The 15845-nt window shown below is 46.8% G+C and carries 12 protein-coding genes and 1 rRNA gene; all 13 read left to right on the top strand.

The genetic code is table 11. From position 1 onward, the window contains the following. Positions 1 to 120 precede the first annotated feature (120 nt). Positions 121 to 2412 (top strand): hypothetical protein, encoded by a 2292-nt coding sequence (locus AC58U0_RS24305; RefSeq protein WP_497381526.1) that lies wholly within the window; start codon positions 121 to 123, stop codon positions 2410 to 2412. A gap of 252 nt (positions 2413 to 2664) precedes the next feature. Further along, positions 2665 to 3735 carry an ABC transporter ATP-binding protein gene (locus tag AC58U0_RS24300; RefSeq protein ID WP_497381525.1) on the top strand — a complete coding sequence of 357 codons (1071 nt, stop codon included), beginning with the start codon at positions 2665 to 2667 and terminating at the stop codon, positions 3733 to 3735. After that, positions 3728 to 4444: an ABC transporter permease subunit gene (locus AC58U0_RS24295; RefSeq protein WP_497381524.1), complete on the top strand. Its 717-nt coding sequence runs from the start codon at positions 3728 to 3730 to the stop codon at positions 4442 to 4444. Before AC58U0_RS24300 ends, AC58U0_RS24295 begins: the two co-directional genes overlap by 8 nt. Before the next feature lie 5 nt (positions 4445 to 4449). Continuing rightward, positions 4450 to 5838 carry a GldG family protein gene (locus AC58U0_RS24290; protein WP_497381523.1) on the top strand — a complete coding sequence of 463 codons (1389 nt, stop codon included), beginning with the start codon at positions 4450 to 4452 and terminating at the stop codon, positions 5836 to 5838. After that, positions 5835 to 6767 carry a DUF4340 domain-containing protein gene (locus AC58U0_RS24285; RefSeq protein ID WP_497381522.1) on the top strand — a complete coding sequence of 311 codons (933 nt, stop codon included), beginning with the start codon at positions 5835 to 5837 and terminating at the stop codon, positions 6765 to 6767. The genes AC58U0_RS24290 and AC58U0_RS24285 overlap by 4 nt, the downstream gene beginning before the upstream one ends. Positions 6768 to 6943: 176 nt before the next feature. After that, positions 6944 to 7168, top strand: a complete 225-nt coding sequence (locus AC58U0_RS24280) for a hypothetical protein (RefSeq protein ID WP_497381521.1) — start codon at positions 6944 to 6946, stop codon at positions 7166 to 7168. A gap of 29 nt (positions 7169 to 7197) precedes the next feature. Beyond that, on the top strand, positions 7198 to 8013 hold the full coding sequence (locus AC58U0_RS24275; RefSeq protein ID WP_497381520.1) for a spore coat protein: 816 nt from the start codon (positions 7198 to 7200) through the stop codon (positions 8011 to 8013). A gap of 193 nt (positions 8014 to 8206) precedes the next feature. Then, entirely contained in the window at positions 8207 to 8680 is a 474-nt protein-coding gene (locus AC58U0_RS24270) for a DUF6130 family protein (protein WP_497381519.1), read from the top strand. Between the two features lie 180 nt (positions 8681 to 8860). Further along, positions 8861 to 9556, top strand: coding sequence for a heptaprenylglyceryl phosphate synthase (pcrB, locus tag AC58U0_RS24265; RefSeq protein ID WP_497381518.1), 696 nt, complete (start codon positions 8861 to 8863; stop codon positions 9554 to 9556). Between the two features lie 3 nt (positions 9557 to 9559). After that, entirely contained in the window at positions 9560 to 11917 is a 2358-nt protein-coding gene (pcrA, locus tag AC58U0_RS24260; RefSeq protein WP_497381517.1) for a DNA helicase PcrA, read from the top strand. A 66-nt stretch (positions 11918 to 11983) separates the two neighbouring features. Then, positions 11984 to 14005 (top strand): NAD-dependent DNA ligase LigA, encoded by a 2022-nt coding sequence (gene ligA / locus AC58U0_RS24255; protein WP_497381516.1) that lies wholly within the window; start codon positions 11984 to 11986, stop codon positions 14003 to 14005. A gap of 23 nt (positions 14006 to 14028) precedes the next feature. Beyond that, entirely contained in the window at positions 14029 to 15039 is a 1011-nt protein-coding gene (locus AC58U0_RS24250; protein ID WP_497381515.1) for a DUF1835 domain-containing protein, read from the top strand. Positions 15040 to 15261: 222 nt separating this feature from the next. Beyond that, positions 15262 to 15845, top strand: a 16S ribosomal RNA gene (locus tag AC58U0_RS24245); the annotation flags it as partial.

Raw genomic sequence — 15845 nt, 5'->3', positions numbered from 1 at the left:
AAAAGCGGACTCTTAAATGTTTCCTTCATTTGTTGTCACTTGTTTGATGTCCTGAATAATATGTTACAACTGATGCCTAAGCCTAATGGACATAAGAAGAAAGGATGACGATAGATAACAATGAAAAGGACATATAAGTTCACCGAGATCGCTGGTAAAATCGGAAAAACACGAGAAGTTGTAAGGGGATGGTCAAATTATTATCGCGAATTTCTTCCGACTAAAGCTTTTGGCGGATCCCAAAGGTACACAGAAGAAGCCATCGAAATTTTTGAGATCATATCCAAGTTGAGCGATGCCAATAAAACGCCTAAATTTATAAAAGAACATTTACAGGAAATGCGTCAGAAGGCTATTATTGCACTCAATGATGAAGAATCATTACCTCCTACAGCTACTGTTGTTCCTGACTCCATTGCCAATGTACCTCCTTCCGTCGACGAATCAATCCTACTTCCAGTTATGAACAACTCCAACTTGCAATTAAGTAAAGAAACAATGGAATTAAGTAACAGGGTAAAGCTCCTTACGCAAAAAATAGAAGCGAATAAATCCCCAAGGAATTTGAAGGAACATATCGACGATTTGAATCAAAAGGCAGGTATATCGTCTATAGCAGGTAGCGGGCTTTTGTCACCTATGAGGGGTCACTCCAACTCTCATTTCGTTCAATTAAGTAATGAAGTCGCGGAACTTAGTAACATCATCCATACGCTCAAGCAAAAGGTTGTCGAAGTTTCGAGCGTTTCTGAAGAAATAACGGAACTGCGAAACGTGATCCAGATTCTATCTCAACATGTAGCTGATTTATTCGAACAGGACATTAGAAGTGAGGTTACTACTACGCTAGAATTACTACACAGACAAATTGAGGGTGTATCTGTAGAAGTAATAGGGCAAAAGAATGTCATCCAAACCGTTCAGCAAACGGTAACTGAAGTCTCGGAGCAAGATCTCAAAGGTGAAATACTTACTGTCACAACGGAGTTACTGAACCAACGATATGAAGGCGTTTCGGAGGATGTAAAGAACCTGCGAAATGAGATTCATCTCAAAACGCAAAAGGTAAGTGAAAGGTTGGAACAAGAAATCCGAAGTGAAGTAAATGCTTCTGCAGAATCGCTATACAAACGCTATGACACCATATCTGAAGAAGTATTAGGGCTGAAGAATGTCATCCAAAACGTTCAGCAAAAGGTAACTAAAGTTTCGGAACAAGATCTCAAAGGTGAAATACTTACTGCCACAACGGAGTTACTGAACCAACGTTGCGAAGGTGTTTCGCGGGATGTAAAGAACCTGCGAAATGAGATTCATCTCAAAACGCAAAAGGCAAGTGAAATGTTGGAACAAGAAATCCGAAGTGAAGTAAATGCTTCTGCAGAATCGCTATACAAACGCTATGACACCATATCTGAAGAAGTAATAGGGCTGAAGAATGTGATCCAAACCGTTCAGCAAAAGGTAACTGAAGTTTCGGAGCAAGATCTCAAAGGTGAAATACTTACTGCCACAACGGAGTTGCTGAACCAACGTTACGAAGGTGTTTCGCGGGATGTAAAGAACCTGCGAAATGAGATTCATCTCAAAACGCAAAAGGCAAGTGAAATATTGGAACAAGAAATCCGAAGTGAAGTAAATGCTTCTGCAGAATCGCTATACAAACGCTATGACACCATATCTGAAGAAGTAATAGGGCTGAAGAATGTGATCCAAAACGTTAAGCAAAAGGTAACTGAAGTTTCGGAGCAAGATCTCAAAGGTGAAATACTTACTGCCACAACGGAGTTGCTGAACCAACGCTATGAAGGCGTTTCAAAGGATGTAAAGAACCTACGTAATGAGATTCAACTCCATACGCAAAAGGCAAGTGAAATATTGGAACATGAAATCAGAAGTGAAGTCTTTTCTACAATTGAAATACTGAACAGACAAATTGAGGGTGTTTCTACAGAAGTAACAGGGTTGCAGAATGCGATCCAAAGCGTTCAACAAACGGTAACTGAAACTTCAGAGCGTGATCTCAAAGGTGAAATACTTACTGCCACAGCGGAGTTACTGGACCAACGCTATGATAACGTAACTGAAGAAATAACGGAACTGCGACACGTGATCGAAACTGTTCAACAAACGGTAACTGAAGCTTCGGATCAAGATCCCAAAGGTGAAATACTTACTTCCATAACGGAGTTACTGAATCAAAGATATGAGGGCGTTTCGGAGGATGTAAAGGACCTTCGTAATTTGATTCATCTTCACACGCAAAAGGTAAGTGAAAGGTTGGAACAAGAAATCCGAAGTGAAATGCTTGCTACTGCGGAATCACTAAACAAACGATATGATGACATATCTCAACAATTGACATCACAGCAACGACTACTTGAAAAGATCTCTAAAATGTTAGGTTTTTAGGCTACCATTTAATCCTTATCATGATGCCACAAGTAATAGAACTCCCTTGCAGCTAGGGAGTTCTATTATTTATACATATTTCAGCTTGCTTTAGCATTCGACGATATAGCCCCCATTATCTGCCTTATCTTATTTGTTCACAATTCAGACACAAATTTTTAATCTATTTTTCAGATTTGCTTAAGGTTGGTTTATTGTTCCACGGGTATAGTGATGATGGTTATATGAACGAGTAGAAATGGGGGATCTTGGATGCTTGAGGTCAAACAAGTCAGCAAGCTGTACGAAAATGATCGCGGCGTACACAACATCGATTTCTCGATGCAGCGCGGTGAGATCGTTGGCTTCTTGGGGCCGAACGGTGCTGGCAAAACAACGACGATGCGCATGATTACGGGTTATTTGAACCCTACGCATGGTCAAATATGGGTGGATGGTCACTCCATGGCTGATAACCCGAAGAAAGCACGCCGCAAAATCGGCTACTTACCCGAAACGCCGCCTCTCTATCCCGAGATGACGGTGCAAGCTTATTTACGATTTATCGCAAATCTTCGCGATGTGCCTGCACGGGAGCAGAAGCTGCGTGTCGGCGAAGCGATCGACAAGCTAGGTCTGCAAGGCCGCGAGAAGCAAATCATCCGCTCCTTGTCTAAGGGCTACAAGCAGCGTTTGGGCCTCGCGCAAGCGATTTTGCACCAACCGGATCTGCTGATTCTGGACGAGCCTACGTCCGGCCTCGATCCGAAGCAGATCATTGAGATTCGCCAGCTGATTCATGAGCTGGGAGAGAACCATACGGTGCTGCTGAGCACGCACATTCTCCCGGAGATTAACGCGATTTGCAACCGCGTTCTCATCATTAACCAAGGCCGCGTCGTTCTCGACGAGCGCCCTGAGAACCTCGGCCGCACGATGGGCGAGACGTTCGAGGTGTCGCTCGAGGTCAAGGGACCTCGCGAGCGGATCTTGACCGAGCTGCGCAGCCTAGAAGCGGTCGCAGAAGTGAAAGAAGTCGACGCGCTTAGCGACGCTGCAACTATCGCTGCGTCTGCTGCGCAGGATGTGTTCATTGCCGATGATGCAGTAGCAGAAGCGGCGATCACAGAACCAGCAGCCGAAACCGTGAAGCTGCTCGTCACCTCCGCGGATCGCTCCGATATCCGCGAGGCGCTGTTCTTCCGCCTGGCAGGCGCGGGCTACCCGATTCTAGAGATGAGGCGGGAAAGCCTCAGCTTAGAGGATATCTTCCTCAAGTTGACGACGGATGAGCCTACCGAAGCCGACAGCACTCCGAAGGAGGAGGTAGACACCGATGCGTAGAGTCTGGGCTATTTGCTCGAAAGAGCTGCAAATGTATTTCTTTTCGCCTGTTGCTTACGTGGCATTCGCTTTCTATGTGCTGCTATCGAGCTTCTTCTTCTACATCAACTTCGTTAACGGCCAGCCGCCGATTGTGGATGCGCGTTCCGTTGTTGGAAATACCACATTCGTGTACCTATTTATCATCCCGCTTTTAACGATGCGTCTTATCGCAGATGAGTTCCGTCAAGGGACTGATGAGCTGCTTCTGACTTCACCTGCAGGTATTGGTGAAATCGTGCTGGGTAAATATTTATCTGCTTTTATTGTACAAGTGGGGCTAGTGGGGATCAGCTTGATCTATCCACTTATTATGTCTGCCTTCGGAACGTTGGATAAGCCTGTTATGTGGCTGTCTTATCTAAGTATGTTCCTGCTAGGATGCGCGATGATGGCCATTGGCTTGTTCGCTTCGAGTTTGTCTAACAACCAGATGGTTGCCGGTATTTCAGGCTTCGTTATTTTGCTTATGTTATGGCTGCTTGATTGGGTAAGCGGCAGTATGACAGGCAAGCTAAAGGATTACTTCGCTCAATTCTCATTGACGAGCCATCTGACAAACTTACAAAAAGGCGTCCTGCACGGCGGGGACATCCTCTTTTATATCACATTGACAGCTGTGTTCCTGGTTCTTTGCATACAAGTCCTTGAAAGAAAGCGTTGGAGGTGAGCGGGATGAATAAGTGGATACGGGGAACTAATGCGACTGTTTTATCGATCGCCGTTATCGGCATTTTCATCATTTTGACCATCTTCCTTCACTCGCTGAAAGGCTTTCAGGTCGATTTGACGAAAAATAAGAGCTTTACGCTCTCCGAGCAAACAGTTGCCACACTCAAAAACTTAAACCAAGATATTCACATCGTTGCCTTTACGAATAGTGGGGACAACAACGGTTTTGTAACACGACAAGTCACCGATATGGTGACTGAATACAAGAAGCAAAGCGGCAAGATTACGTATGATGAATACGATATGCTGAAACAGCCTTCGATGGCCAAGCAATATGGTGTTGATCAAGGCGGAACGATTATTTTTGAGATGGGTTCTAAAAAGCAGAATATCAATTTCTATGAATTGTTTGTAGGCCAACAGGACGGTTCTTATACGTTCTCAGGGGAAGAGAAATTTACCCAGGCCATTAAGAGTCTCACATCCACAGAGAAGCACACGATTTATCTGCTTTCCGGTCATCAGGAATATCCATTGAATGCCATGACTATTTTGAAAAGCAGTCTGGAAGCCGCTAATTATGTCGTGAAGGATCTTAATCTGTTCGTTGAGGGTAAAATACCGGACGATGCGCAGATGCTCATGCTGCTTGGCCCGCAAAATGACCTGAATGATAAAGAAGCGGCGCTAATAGAGGCTTATTTGAAGGATAAAGGCAAGATTTATATGGCGTTAGGCTTCAATAAAGATATGGCGACCAAGTGGAAAAACATCGATGCGATTATGAAAACATACGGCATTCAGGATCAACATGCGATTGCCATTGAACCGAAACAAACGTCGCTCTATGATCCTCTGACGATTATTCCGGAATATGGACCCCATGACATTACCAACAAGCTGTCCAGTAATAATTTGATTACGATGTTGTCGCTGGCTGTAAGTTTGAATGCGGATGAAAGTGCGCCAGACTACACGCAGTCTCTGCTTTTGAAAACAACAGACAAAGCTTACGGGGAAACAGATATTAACCTTCTTGCACAATCCAAGACCAAGCAGGATGCGACAGATGTCAAAGGACCGCTCAATCTGGGTTATGCGATTGCCAACAAGGATAACAAGCCTAAAGCTGTTATTCTAGGGGGATCGACATTCGTACTGGATGAAGATATTCAGAACCAAGGTAATAAGGATTTTGCTCTGAACAGTATCGGCTGGCTGCAGGAACAGAAGGATCAGATCACGATCCGTCCGCGTCAAGGGGATGCGTTCCAACAAGCCATGATTACACCTAGCCAAGCGAATACTATTTTCCTCGTAACGATCGTGTTCTTACCGCTCTTGTTCCTAGTCATTGGCGGCTTGATCTGGTGGAGGAGGAGACGAGGATGAAACGGTTTATTCCTACGATTCTGTTAGTCGTTATTTGTATCGGCGGTTTTTGGTACGCTTCGAGCAAAGACTTCTTTCAAGAGAAAAAAGATGAACCGAAATCGCTCATCACACTCAAGCAAGAAGAAGTGCAGTCCATCCATGTAAAAACAGAGGCACAGCAGATTGAATTAGCCCGGAGTGGCAGCGGCTGGGAAATGAAAAACCCGGCAGCAGCGCCGATTAATACGAATCAAGTAGGTTCGTGGTTGGATGCCCTAGGTTTAGTGACATCAACGAAACTAGTTGAAGATCAGGTAAGTAATCTATCCAACTATGGGTTAGATAAGCCGCTTGGAACTTATGAAGTTACGTTAAAAGACGGCTCAAAGAAAGGACTGTTGGTGGGTGCAGCGCTTCCTATTGAAGGCTTCTCCTATGTTCAGGTGGAGGGAGCTCCTGCTGTCTATCAGGTGAGCGATCAGACGCTCTCTGCCCTCAGCAAAGCACCGGTAGACTTTGCTGATGCCAGCCCAGTCCAATTCGAAAGCGATAAGGTGCAAAGCGTAAAGCTGACGTGGAAAGGTCAGACTTGGACGCTTACCAAAACAGACAAAGACAAGGTGGCTGCCGAGGCTAATTGGAAGCTTGGTGATAAAGAGCTGAAAGGCACGGAGGCGAATCCGCTGTTGGATGAGCTGATCTTCCTGCACAGCGCTGAGCTTCCGCAGCCAGCGGCTCAGAAGCCAACTACGGGCGGTGAGCTCAAAGTAGAGCTAGGCTTGTCTGTTGATGGCAAAGAAGTCACTGAGATCTATGAAGGCAAGCTAAGCCAAGATCAAGTTTGGATGGCTAAGCAAGGCGGACAGTGGGCGTACCTGCTTACAGCCGCAGATATACAGAAATTGGCGGATGCCTATGCCGGCAAACCGGCTCAGCCTGCCTCTTAACAGGAAAACTGCTCTCTACAGCTATTGTGCTGTGGGGGAGCAGTTTTTTTGGTAGTTTGCTGCAGCTGCATGACCTAGTTTCTCAAAATTTTGTTTAACTTTTTTTTCCAATAACACATAAAACGGAATAATTTGGGAAACCTACAAAAAAGGAATGGAAAGGAGGTAACATTCACATGTATAGCAATCAAGGGAACCATCCTATTTCAGGCAAAGAGCTTTTGTATGTAGCCGATACGCTGAAAAATGAAGAGCTGTTAGCAAAGCTTTGTGTTCAAGGTGCGGTGAACAGCCAGAGTCAATCCTTGAAACAAACCTTGTCTCAACTTTCGCAGGAGCGTCTGCAAAACATTAGCGTCCTCATCAACACCCTACAGCAGCAATCAGGCATTACCCATTAATTCGTACATAATAGGAGGTGCAAGAAGCCATGTATCAGCAAAACCCTTATCAACAACAGCAGCAGTCTCACCAGCAACAAGTACAATTAAAAGACGAGGACTTCGCGAACTTTGTCCTTTCTGAATTGAAACGCAGTGCTCGTGAATATACGACTGCCGCTTTGGAAGCCGCGAATCCACAGATCAGGCAGGCCTTTCAGTCGTTATTGCAAAAGACACTGCAGGATCAAGCTGCCGTATTTCAGGAAATCCAGAAGCTTGGCCAATATGAGATTCAAGCTGCTCCTCAGCAGCAAATTGGGCAAGAGCTGCAGAAACAAAGCCAGACCGCAGCTCAGCTGCAGTCCTTTGTACAACAAAATTTGAGTCAAACCAACACGGCGAGCTATCAGCAGCAAGACCAGATGCCTATCGCCCAGCAACAGCAACATCAGCAGCAAAGTCAACAACAGAACCAGATTGCTGCTTTATATCAAGCACAGACACCTATCCAACCCATGATTAGTGCCTCCCAATATCCGAATGCGGTGTACAGTAATCAAGGGCAAGGCTATTCAACCCACACACAGTCTTCACCAAATCAGACAACTCAACAGCAAGCCTATATTAGCAACCAGCAAGGACAAAATTTTCAAGATCAGAATTATGGACAAACCGGCTACGGTCAATCTCAGGGTTATTCTGCATCATCTGGATACAGCGCATCTGAAAATGCTGGCATTACTAGCAAATCAGCAAGTTCCGCCAACGCTTCCCGCAGTCAAACAGGTTCCCATACCTCAACCGCAGGGGAAAGCTCTTACCTTAGTAAACAACAACATGAGGGAAGTAAATATAGCTTCTAAATCTCATCGTTCCCTCAAGACCAAGACGTCTAGCTTATAGCTAGGGCGTCTTTTTTTTATCAAACATTCCATCGCTCCAAATATGTTTTATTTTTTATTTTGTCCCACTTTTCTCATAATCATGGTATGGAACCAGCTTGTCACTCATATATAAGGAACATAGGATGTCCAAACTTATGGGAGAAGGGTGCTAATGCTGATGAGAAAAACGTGGATTTACGGCGCAGCTACTTTAATTGTACTAGGAGCATTAACAACAGCATGTGGTTCCAAAGAGGAAGTTGCTAGCAGCGGTGCAGCAGGGTTGAAGGACCCCAAAGCAGCGACTACAGTGGCTCAAGGGAAGACGGAAAGCAGTGTGAAGACGGTGACCTCCAGCGGCAAGCCAGCTATCGATGCCGAGTATAAAGTAGACGGCAGAAATGTTACGATCACGTATCAAACAAGTAATTTCCAGATAGCGGATCATATGGATCAGAAGGCCGTACAAGGTGAAGGACATTTGCATTTATACGTAGATGGTAAGCAGAAAGCAATGATCGGCAAAACGGGTCCGTTAACTCTGACCAATTTAGCTGCAGGCAAACACGAGATCAAACTCGAGCTTCAGCAAAATGATCATAAGGATCTTAATGTAGAGAAAATTCTTAATATTGAAGTAAAATAATTGGGAACATTTGTGCGTATTTAACCGGAAATCAAGCTTGGACGCAGATCAGGTAACATTACGTACATATTCCTTGAAAAGGCGGGCGCTTAGCCCGTCTTTTGGCATTTGACACACCTGAATACGTAGCATAGACTGTTGATAGTATGGCAGTATTGCCGCCTAATCGGAGGGAAACAATTGATCGTCGATATACGTAAGTGGAAGCATGTTTTTAAGCTTGACCCAGATCGGTACATCTCAGATGAAGCGCTCGATCGGCTATGCCTGTCTGGTACAGATGCGATCATGGTGGGGGGCTCAACGGGGATAACCTTTGATAACACGGTAGATCTTTTATCTCGCATTCGTCAGTATGAGGTACCCTGTGTGCTTGAAATATCCAATCAAGAGGCCATCGTCCCAGGGTTCGATTTATTCCTAATTCCGATTGTTCTGAATGCGGATGATCCGAATTGGATCGTTGGGCAGCATCACGAGGCGTTGAAGGAATATGGTTCTATGCTCAATTGGGACGAAATTATAGCTGAAGGCTACATTATTCTAAATGGCGAAGCTACGGCCGCGCAATTAACGTCGGCTCGTACGAACTTGGATGCCAAGGATGTTGCGGCATACGCACGCATGGCGGACAAGCTTTTTCACATGTCTATTGTTTACTTGGAATATAGCGGTGTGTTTGGAGATATGGAGCTGGTACGGCGGACTCGACAAGTGCTGGAGAATGCCCGTTTATTGTATGGCGGCGGCATTGACAGCCTAGATAAAGCGCAACAAGCAGCGGAAGTCGCAGATACCATCGTCGTCGGCAACATTATTTATAGTGATCTGGAGCAGGCGCTTCAGACCGTGAACTTTGATAGAACAGGAAGGTAACTTATGAACGAGACAGTCAATATTTTAGATGCGATAAAAAGGTTGAATCCCGAACAGCGCAAAGCAGTCGAAGCTGTCGACGGCCCACTTCTGATTATGGCTGGAGCGGGAAGCGGGAAGACACGCGTGCTAACGCATCGTATTGCTTACTTGATCGGCACGCGCAGAGCGGCTCCATGGAGCATTCTGGCCCTTACATTTACGAATAAAGCGGCTCGTGAGATGCAGGACCGTGTCGGCAAGCTGGTTGGCGGCAGCGGGAACGATATTTGGGTCTCCACGTTTCACTCCATGTGTGTACGCATGCTGCGCAAAGACATTTCACGCATCGGTTTCACCTCGAATTTTACCATTCTAGATTCCGGTGATCAGTTATCCGTCATCAAAACGTGCTGCAAAGAACTGAACATTGATACCAAGAAGTACGAACCTAAGACCTTTCAAGCGGCCATTTCTACAGCCAAAAATGAACTCATCTCTCCTAAACAATTTGAAGATAAAATCGGTGACTACTTCGACGGGTTGACCTCGAAAATATATACGCTTTATCAGAAGAAGCTTAGAAGCAATAACTCCCTGGATTTCGATGACTTAATTATGGCAACCATTCATTTGTTTAATGAAGTTCCAGAAGTTCTGGAGTTTTATCAAAATAAATTTCAATATATTCATGTCGATGAGTATCAGGATACGAACAGGGCGCAGTACATGCTGTGTCAAATGATTGCGGCCAAACATAAGCGCATTTGCGTTGTGGGTGACAGTGACCAGTCCATTTACCGTTGGCGTGGAGCTGACATTTCGAATATCCTTAATTTTGAAAAAGATTATCCGAATGCTACCGCTATTTTATTGGAGCAAAATTATCGCTCCACTTCTAATATTTTGCAGGCTGCCAATAAGGTCATTGCCAATAATACGGGCCGTAAGCCCAAAAACTTATGGACGGATAAAGAAGGCGGCGTAAGGATTAAGCTATTTCAAGCTGACTCCGAGCACGAAGAAGGCTATTTTGTTACGAGTGAAATTAATAAAAATAAGTCCAATGGTAAAAAGTTCGGTCATCACGCCATTTTGTACCGAACGAACGCACAATCTCGGGTGATTGAGGAAATTCTCATTAAATCCGATATCCAATACACCATCGTTGGCGGCGTAAAGTTCTACGATCGGAAAGAGATCAAGGATATTTTGGCTTATCTGCGCCTCATCTCCAATCCGGATGATGATATTAGCTTGAGCCGAATCGTGAATGTGCCGAAGCGGGGCATTGGTGACACCTCGATGGACCGAGTGGCCGAAATGGCGGGACGAAGAGGCATTTCCTTATATGCCATGCTGGAGGAAGTCGATTCATTGGAGATCACGTCCAAGGCTAAGCACGCTTTAGCCGATTTCCGCGAAATGATTGATAACCTGAACCGAATGGTTGAATACTTATCTGTAACTGAACTTACGGAGAAAATACTGGAGATGTCGCAGTACCGTCTGGAAATGCAGCGCGAGAATACGATTGAATCCAAGGCTCGTCTCGAAAATATTGAGGAGTTCCTGTCCGTGACGATGGACTTCGAGAAACGTAATGAGGACAAGTCGCTCATTTCGTTCCTAACCGATTTGGCGCTTATCGCCGATATCGATACGCTGGATAAAGAAAAAAGCGAGGAAGAGCAAGACGCCGTTGTGCTAATGACGATGCACAGTGCCAAAGGTCTAGAGTTCCCGGTTGTATTCATCATCGGGATGGAAGAAGGCGTCTTCCCGCACAGCCGTGCCTTCGCCGATAACGAAGAGCTCGAAGAGGAGCGCCGTTTGGCCTATGTCGGTATCACGCGCGCCGAGCAAGAGCTTTTCCTCACGTGCGCCCGTATGCGCACGCTCTTCGGCCGCACCGCCGCGAACGCGCCATCGAGATTCCTTCAGGAGATTCCGAAGGAACTCCTGGAGAATGTCTCGATGGGAGGCTCCATCGGCGGAGGCTTCTCGCGAGCTGGCCGCACCAGCTCCAGCTCGTGGGGCAGCAGTGGCAGCAGCGCCACTGCCTCCCAAGCGGGCCGCGGCTCCGCCGGCTCGTCCGCTTGGGGCACGCCGTCCTCCTTCGGACGGCCTAGCTCTGGCGCGGCTGCGCCAAGCCCTGCAGCCGGGGCGAAGCCGGCAGCGTTCCGGGCTCCGCAGCCTGCCGCAGGCGGCGCGGTGCCGGACTACAAAGCCAGCGACAAAGTGTCGCATGGCAAGTGGGGCATCGGCACCGTCGTGTCCGTAAAAGGCTCGGGTGATGACACCGAGCTGCAAATTGCTTTCCCGGCGCCAGTTGGCTTGAAGCGCCTGCTTGCGAAGTTCGCTCCTATTACGAAAGAATAGGAGCCGCTTTGCGCCTTTATTTGCCGCACCAACCCCCTATTACCCATTAGAGAGGAAGAGCCCGTAATGACAGATGCCATCGCGGCAATGAAAACCCTCATCCAAGAAATCAACAAACATAACCATAACTACTACACGCTCGATGAACCGGCGATTTCCGATGCCGAGTGGGATGCTTTATACAATAAATTGACCGCGTTAGAGAAGGAGACAGGGATTACCCTGCCTTCTTCTCCGACTCAGCGCGTGGGCGGCGACATTCTCAAAGGTTTTGATCCACACAAGCATCTGGCTAGGCTTTGGAGCTTGGACAAAGCGCAAAATGCCGAAGACCTGCAGACTTGGCATACACGTGTACTTAAGTTAATTGCAGATTACAACAGCAAGAATCCAGAGAACCCGTTGCCAGACCCGACGTATGTGGTGGAATTGAAGTTCGACGGGCTCACGCTGAACCTTACCTATAAGCAAGGAGAGCTAGTTCAAGCCTCCACGCGAGGAAACGGTACGGTTGGTGAGGGCATTTTAGCCCAGATCAAGACGATCAAATCCATCCCGCTGGAGATCCCGTACAAGGACGGAACCATTGAAGTGCAGGGTGAGGGCATGATGTTCCTCTCCGTTCTCGAGGCGTACAATCAGACTGCTACGGATCCGCTCAAAAATGCCCGCAACGCTGCAGCTGGAGCACTGCGCAATCTCAATCCCAAAGTGACGGCAGAGCGTAAGCTGAACGCTTTCTTCTATAATGTGGGTTACTCAGACGGCATCCAGTTCGATAATCATTTCGATATGGTTCAGTTTCTTCGTGACAACCACTTTAAAGTGAGCAACCGCACACGTTATTTCAGCACGATTGAAGAAGTAAGTGCAGAGCTGGAGCAAATTGCCGAAGAACGCCTTGGCTTTGATTTTCTGATTGACGGAAGTGTCATTAAGATTACGGACATGCGCACAAGAGAAGTACTCGGCTACACAGAGAAGTTCCCTCGCTGGGCGATTGCTTATAAGTTTGAAGCCGAAGAAGCGACAACGATCCTGCAAAGTGTATCTTGGGAAGTCGGCCGCACAGGCAAAATCACACCGTTAGCCCGTGTTGAAGCCGTGGATCTCGCTGGCGTAACCGTACAGAACTGTACGCTCAACAATGTTGGTGACATTGAGCGCAAAAACCTCAAGCATGCCTTAGGCAGCCTCGTCTACATCCGTCGCTCCAATGATGTCATTCCTGAGATTCTCGGCAAAGTAACCGAGGAGAATGACGGAGAGGAGATTGTAGCTCCGACGCATTGTCCTTCCTGCGGCAGTGAACTTGAGATGCGTGGTGCGCATCTGTTTTGTTTGAACCGTCTCGGCTGCAGTCCGCAGCTGGTTGGGCGTATGGCGCATTTTGCCTCGCGCGATGCGATGGATATTGAGTTTTTCAGCGAAATGACTGCCTCACAGCTGCATCAAGAGCTGGATGTCCGTGATCCTGCGGATTTGTACACCTTACAATTCGAGGATCTCGTCAAGCTCGATCGCTTTGGCGAGAAGAAGGCGCGCAACCTGCTTGATGCCCTTGAAAAAAGTAAATCGCGCGATCTAGCTTCGTTCCTTTATGCCCTAGGCATTCCTAACTCGGGTAAAACCACGACCAAGGTGCTGGCAGACTACTATCGCAGCCTAACGAAGATTATGGCGGCTACGCCTGAGGAGCTAATCGGGCTTCCAGATGTAGGCGGAATAGTAGCTGAGAGTATTTACTCATTCTTCCGTGACCCAGTAATGGTGTCCAGTATTGAGCGTATGCTCGCTGCTGGCGTCAATCCAATAGCTGAAGAGCCTGCGGTTGTATTGGCTAGCCCTGACAATCCGTTCTTTGGTAAAACCATTGTCCTCACAGGTACGCTATCGACCATGGGACGTGACGAATGTGCCAAGAAGCTCGAAGCGCTAGGGGCTAAGATTACCGGAAGTGTTTCTAAGAAAACGGACATCGTGATCGCAGGGGAAAGCGCCGGAAGCAAGCTGACGAAAGCGCAAGAACTTGGAATTCGGATCATTGAGGATGAACAGGAGCTTTTACAGCTTTTAGGTGAAGCTTAAATCACAAATAAGGGGACAGTGCCATGCCGAAGAAACTTCATATTGTGAATGGAGACGCATTTGGACATAAGCTGCGTGCTTCAGATATCGATGGAGACATATTGGTATGGCGCGAGTCACTATATGAAGGACCTATCGGCATGGAGATGTCTGATAGTGTCCTTTTATCTATGAGGGCAGCCTATATGAATCGCCAGCACGGCATTCCTGAGGAAATGTTCAAGTCCATTACCCTACAGCAGGAAAAAGCGCTGGACAAGCTCGCGGAGGATGTAGACGAAGTTGTCCTGTGGTTTGAGCATGATTTATATGACCAATTGATGCTTTGTTATTTGCTATCGAGATTACTCGCTCTCCCTAATCGATCCTTTAAACTATCTTTGTTAAGTATCAATCAATTTCCTGGCGTTGAGTTCTTTCATGGATTGGGACAACTAAACGTTGATCAAATTACTCAGCTGCATCACGAATGGTTGCCTGTTAATGAAGACCAACTTCTTTTGGCCTGCAAGGTTTGGATAGCTTACTCAGCTTCTGAGCCCCTTCTTATGGCGACATTATTGGAAGAGGATTTATCTGCACTGCCTTTTCTTAAAAAAGCCCTAGAGGCCAATTCAGAACGCTACCCATCCTCTCAAAATGGCTTGTCAGCCAACCAGCAGCTTATTCTGGAGCTGATAGGGGAGGAGGAAATGCCGATGCTGTCATTGTTTAAAAGTGTAGGCCAAACGGCCAGTCATTACGGCCTCGGTGATTTGCAGTTCTGGGCTATAGTGGATAGTATCCGCAAATGTGAGGTTCCGCTGGTCCGACTTACTGGAGGGGACAAGCTGCCTACTTACAGCGAAGCACTGCCGCCTCATTTTGAAAAATGGCGATTACAAAGGACGGACATGGGCAAACTAGTTCATGCATGTGTGTTGGATCATCTGTATCTAAATGGCATTGACGATTGGATTGGCGGCGTTCATCTGCTTGGGAAAAAGGATATATGGCGCAGAAAAGGCATTTCTACGGGGTTTGAGAAGATGTAAGATAATGGATGTATAAAATTGCTTGCAATTCGTTTTGAAACCTGATAATATTACTTCTTGTCACCGCAAGAGCGACACATTAACGCTTTAAACGGTAACGCAATAAAGCTCCTTGAAAACTGAACAAATGAATGAAGCAAATCAGCAAATTCAGTCACGCAAGTGACTACAATTGAGATTGCAAAATCTCGCTAGCAAGTCAATGAGCATTTCAGCTTTTCTATTATGGAGAGTTTGATCCTGGCTCAGGACGAACGCTGGCGGCGTGCCTAATACATGCAAGTCGAGCGGATTTATCCTTCGGGATAAGTTAGCGGCGGACGGGTGAGTAACACGTAGGTAACCTGCCTATAAGATCGGGATAACTATCGGAAACGATAGCTAAGACCGGATAACTGGTTTTCTCGCATGAGAGAATTATGAAACACGGAGCAATCTGTGGCTTATAGATGGGCCTGCGGCGCATTAGCTAGTTGGTAGGGTAACGGCCTACCAAGGCGACGATGCGTAGCCGACCTGAGAGGGTGAACGGCCACACTGGGACTGAGACACGGCCCAGACTCCTACGGGAGGCAGCAGTAGGGAATCTTCCGCAATGGACGCAAGTCTGACGGAGCAACGCCGCGTGAGTGATGAAGGTTTTCGGATCGTAAAGCTCTGTTGCCCTAGACGAACAGCAAGAGGAGTAACTGCCTTTTGTGTGACGGTATAGGAGAAGAAAGCCCCGGCTAACTACGTGCCAGCAGCCGCGGTAATACGTAGGGGGCAAGCGTTGTCCGGAATTATTGGGCGTAAAGCGCGCGCAG

It is taken from the genome of Paenibacillus sp. J31P190, from assembly GCF_059692075.1.
Note: the sequence above shows the minus strand (reverse complement) of the source record. Positions and strands in the feature narration are given on the sequence as shown.

What these genes read in the sequence shown, in the direction of transcription:
- AC58U0_RS24305 (WP_497381526.1), top strand. Translation starts at nt 121, where the DNA reads ATGAAAAGGACATATAAGTTCACCGAGATCGCTGGTAAAATCGGAAAA.
- AC58U0_RS24300 (WP_497381525.1), top strand. Translation starts at nt 2,665, where the DNA reads ATGCTTGAGGTCAAACAAGTCAGCAAGCTGTACGAAAATGATCGCGGC.
- AC58U0_RS24295 (WP_497381524.1), top strand. Translation starts at nt 3,728, where the DNA reads ATGCGTAGAGTCTGGGCTATTTGCTCGAAAGAGCTGCAAATGTATTTC.
- AC58U0_RS24290 (WP_497381523.1), top strand. Translation starts at nt 4,450, where the DNA reads ATGAATAAGTGGATACGGGGAACTAATGCGACTGTTTTATCGATCGCC.
- AC58U0_RS24285 (WP_497381522.1), top strand. Translation starts at nt 5,835, where the DNA reads ATGAAACGGTTTATTCCTACGATTCTGTTAGTCGTTATTTGTATCGGC.
- AC58U0_RS24280 (WP_497381521.1), top strand. Translation starts at nt 6,944, where the DNA reads ATGTATAGCAATCAAGGGAACCATCCTATTTCAGGCAAAGAGCTTTTG.
- AC58U0_RS24275 (WP_497381520.1), top strand. Translation starts at nt 7,198, where the DNA reads ATGTATCAGCAAAACCCTTATCAACAACAGCAGCAGTCTCACCAGCAA.
- AC58U0_RS24270 (WP_497381519.1), top strand. Translation starts at nt 8,207, where the DNA reads ATGCTGATGAGAAAAACGTGGATTTACGGCGCAGCTACTTTAATTGTA.
- pcrA (WP_497381517.1), top strand. Translation starts at nt 9,560, where the DNA reads ATGAACGAGACAGTCAATATTTTAGATGCGATAAAAAGGTTGAATCCC.
- ligA (WP_497381516.1), top strand. Translation starts at nt 11,984, where the DNA reads ATGACAGATGCCATCGCGGCAATGAAAACCCTCATCCAAGAAATCAAC.
- AC58U0_RS24250 (WP_497381515.1), top strand. Translation starts at nt 14,029, where the DNA reads ATGCCGAAGAAACTTCATATTGTGAATGGAGACGCATTTGGACATAAG.